The following is a 3113-nucleotide window of genomic DNA, read 5'->3' as shown; positions in this document are numbered from 1 at the left end:
TACTCCATAAAGTATATCTTTTAATAAGCTTTTTTCCATAATCTTAATAAGGTAAGCCTTCTATACTTTTTAACCATCGATGGTAATATGCTTTCTGTTCTTGGACAGTTGCTATTTGATTTACATCTTCTTCTTCTTCAAAGATACCAATAGTGGGTGTAGAATAGTCTACTCTAACTCCCATTTCTAACTTCATAGTGAATAGAGTATTTACTAAAAATTTGACCATATAATTTTCAATACTACATCCTTTTATTAACATCCTTATATTTTTATTTTCAGTTTGCTTATATAACTTATAAAATGCTTCAAACTTTCTAATATCTTTAGTTAAAAAGGATACATTTTCAGAATCTTTATATTCAATATAAGTTACTTCAAATATACCTTGATATGTATATGGCTTTTTTGTATCTATATCAACAATAGTTGGATTTATCTCTTTATTAGTCCAAATATTAATAATTGCCTTAATCCTACTATCTTTAGAATTTAAGCATTCAATATTAAAACTTTGAAAATTCTCTTGAGTATTCATTTTTCTTAGATTACATGCATTAGTAAGGACAAAGCCATTTAATATCATTAATATCTGTAATATCTTTAGCATGAGTATGACCTTTTATATTTTCATTAGGTATTTCTTTGAATACAGCAAACTCATTTTCTTTAGGATAAGGACTTTTAGCTCCTAAAACTTCATTGACGTTTACACCTTTAGAATCGTCGATCTCTATTTTATAGATATATCCCTCTCCACTATGATATTTAGAGAAATCTTTAGCACTTTGTAAACTATATGAAGTAGATATATATTGTGATTGAGGATTTTTCTTAGCATAAGTTAATAAATCTACATTTGCATCTGGTTTGTATGCAACAAATCCTCCCCCAGCTTTAATCTCACTAGGAGATCTTGTGTCAAATCTATATACAGTAATTAAATCCAATCCAAACAAGTCGACCATCGTATTGGAGTCATGCGTATAAGCATACATATTCGGGTTATTCCCTGCCAGTCCGATGGGGTCTTTGGAGATGTATTGTCCAGTTTGGGGGCTATAGTAACGGAAACGATTATAGTCTAACTCTGCGCTTCCTTTTGCCTCGCGCGAGTGAATACTTTTTGCTTCTACTCTATTCCAGTTGAAACAAATAGATAGGACTAAAAGTATAAAGTATAGATACTTTTTCATTGGCTCAAATTTATAATTTTTTATTCCATTTGAAATAAAAAATATCTATCTTTATCGGACTAAAAATAAGGTTATAATTTATTTATGATTTCAATAATCCTGCTTTCGGGCAGGATTTTTTTTTTTTCAGTTGAAAGTAAAATATTGGATTTTTATTTTATTTTATTTTTTCGTATCTTTTATACTCGTTTTTGGGGCTTAATTAACTCTCTTTTTTCAATTGTAAGAATCTAATGACTGCCTGATTTTTTTTGGCTCTTTTAGGGGCTTTTGGGATAAAACTTATAATAAAACTTAACATTTTTTTTATCTGTTTTTTGGCGATATCTTATTGATTGTGTGTTATTTGTATTTTATCTTTCTGGTGCTTTTGGTATTTTATTATAAGTTTTATTAAAATGATTTTTTCCTATTGTATTGATTATCAGCTATATAGTTTTTTCGTTTTTGGTGTTCCGCCACTCCCTCTTGTTAGTTTTTTTTGTGTTGTTTTTTTATATGATTCGGGGGTGTTTTTTTGGGTAAATATTTTTGGTTTTTTTCTGCTTTTTGGGGACAAATATACAAGGGGATATTTTTTTTTTCTTTATGGCAATATTTTTTTGTATTTGGGGTTTTTGTTAATGTAGATTAAGTTTTTTGTGTTTCTCTTTTTTATTATCGTTGTGTTTTATTATGACTAGATTTTTTTTGGAGAACTGCTTTTAGGTGGTTCTCTTTTTTTTCAGTTGAAAGAAAAAGGGTTAACGGATTTTAAAAAGAACATAGGGCGTTGGGCTTTCGGGGGTGGCGGTTGTTCTTTTTAAAAACGTTCGTGGTTTTTATAAAAGAGGGCTGCGAGTTTTTAAAAACGAGCTTTATGCGTCCTAGCGAGCAGTAAAGCGAGTGTGCGAGCGCGGGCGGTGGGGGCTTGCCAAAAATAAAATAAATCTTCCTTATTATTTTTTGGCGAATAAACCGCCCGTGAACGGGGTTAAAAGTGGTTTACTTTTTTACATGGGTATTTCGTCCCCGTGGCGCGCAAGCACCTGCCTGCGAGCAAAACCTATAAGCAACGGCGGATGCGACTTTAGGAGCAGACGAGTAAGTTGCGAATGAGGACAAGCGAAACACGTGAAACAGCCAAACGTAAGTGAATTCTTGCAACTGGAGTGCTGGGCTGTGTAACTGGGTTTGAGCGCGGACGAATACCTTTTCAATGAGCGTTTGAGGGAGGAGTATCTAGGTAGTAAGTGGGTAGATTGAGGATGTAAAAAGCTTGTTTGACTAGTTCTTATTTAGGTTTTTTTTCAGGATTTTGATGGGTATTGAATATTCGATAAATGACAATTTCTTGTGTAGATTCTTTTAGTCCATAAATAATAACATAAGGGAATTTTTTTATATAAGCTTCTCTGTTTGAGTTAGATTTAATAGGGTAAGACTTGGGATATTGTAAAATTCTTATAAAATAATCTTCAACGGTTGCAATAAATCTAAATCCTAACTTTTCTTGTTGTGTATTATACCATTGTAGGGCTTCGTCTAAATCTCTTTCAGCAAAAGGGGTTAGCAATAGCTTATATTGCATATTTTTCTTTTAATCGTTGTTTTACTTCTTTCCATTCGGATAATTTAATTTCTCCGTTTTGGATTTGTTCTTTTTGTTCTTCTATTTCGTCATACACCCATTGGGGAACTGGGGAACTGGATTGTTCGCTTTCAAACATGGCATTAATCAGACGTAGCATCCTTTCATCGGCTTGATCTACATTCTTTTTTATTCTTTTTTTTAATTCTGTTGTGTTCATTTTTTTAATTGTTACTGGACAGGTAATCAAATTTACTTTTTTTTCTTTGATTTAATGGATGTAAATTTTCAATCTCATTTTTCAACTGTTCTAAGTTTGTAGTTTGGTATTGTTGAGTAATCGAACT

General features: G+C 31.6%; 4 protein-coding genes. All 4 read right to left on the bottom strand.

What is annotated here, in order from left to right:
• Nucleotides 1–43: 43 nt before the first annotated feature.
• Nucleotides 44–538: a hypothetical protein gene (locus ETU08_RS00555; protein ID WP_146261065.1), complete on the bottom strand. Its 495-nt coding sequence runs from the start codon at nt 536–538 to the stop codon at nt 44–46.
• Nucleotides 539–557: 19 nt separating this feature from the next.
• The gene (locus ETU08_RS11850; RefSeq protein ID WP_185145246.1) at nt 558–1196 is read right to left on the bottom strand and encodes a scabin-related ADP-ribosyltransferase; all 639 of its coding nucleotides are present in this window, start codon (nt 1194–1196) and stop codon (nt 558–560) included.
• Between the two features lie 1273 nt (nt 1197–2469).
• On the bottom strand, nt 2470–2766 hold the full coding sequence (locus ETU08_RS00545; RefSeq protein WP_146261064.1) for a type II toxin-antitoxin system RelE/ParE family toxin: 297 nt from the start codon (nt 2764–2766) through the stop codon (nt 2470–2472).
• Nucleotides 2756–2986, bottom strand: a complete 231-nt coding sequence (locus ETU08_RS00540) for a hypothetical protein (RefSeq protein ID WP_146261063.1) — start codon at nt 2984–2986, stop codon at nt 2756–2758. The genes ETU08_RS00545 and ETU08_RS00540 overlap by 11 nt, the downstream gene beginning before the upstream one ends.
• Nucleotides 2987–3113: the final 127 nt, after the last annotated feature.

It is taken from the genome of Apibacter muscae, assembly GCF_007845635.1.
GTDB classification, from domain to species: domain Bacteria; phylum Bacteroidota; class Bacteroidia; order Flavobacteriales; family Weeksellaceae; genus Apibacter; species Apibacter muscae.
This window is presented reverse-complemented; position numbering and strand designations above follow the sequence as displayed.

Bases quoted from the DNA above. Each gene is read 5' to 3' on its own strand.
- ETU08_RS00555 (WP_146261065.1), bottom strand. From the start codon at position 538: ATGAATACTCAAGAGAATTTTCAAAGTTTTAATATTGAATGCTTAAAT.
- ETU08_RS11850 (WP_185145246.1), bottom strand. From the start codon at position 1,196: ATGAAAAAGTATCTATACTTTATACTTTTAGTCCTATCTATTTGTTTC.
- ETU08_RS00545 (WP_146261064.1), bottom strand. From the start codon at position 2,766: ATGCAATATAAGCTATTGCTAACCCCTTTTGCTGAAAGAGATTTAGAC.
- ETU08_RS00540 (WP_146261063.1), bottom strand. From the start codon at position 2,986: ATGAACACAACAGAATTAAAAAAAAGAATAAAAAAGAATGTAGATCAA.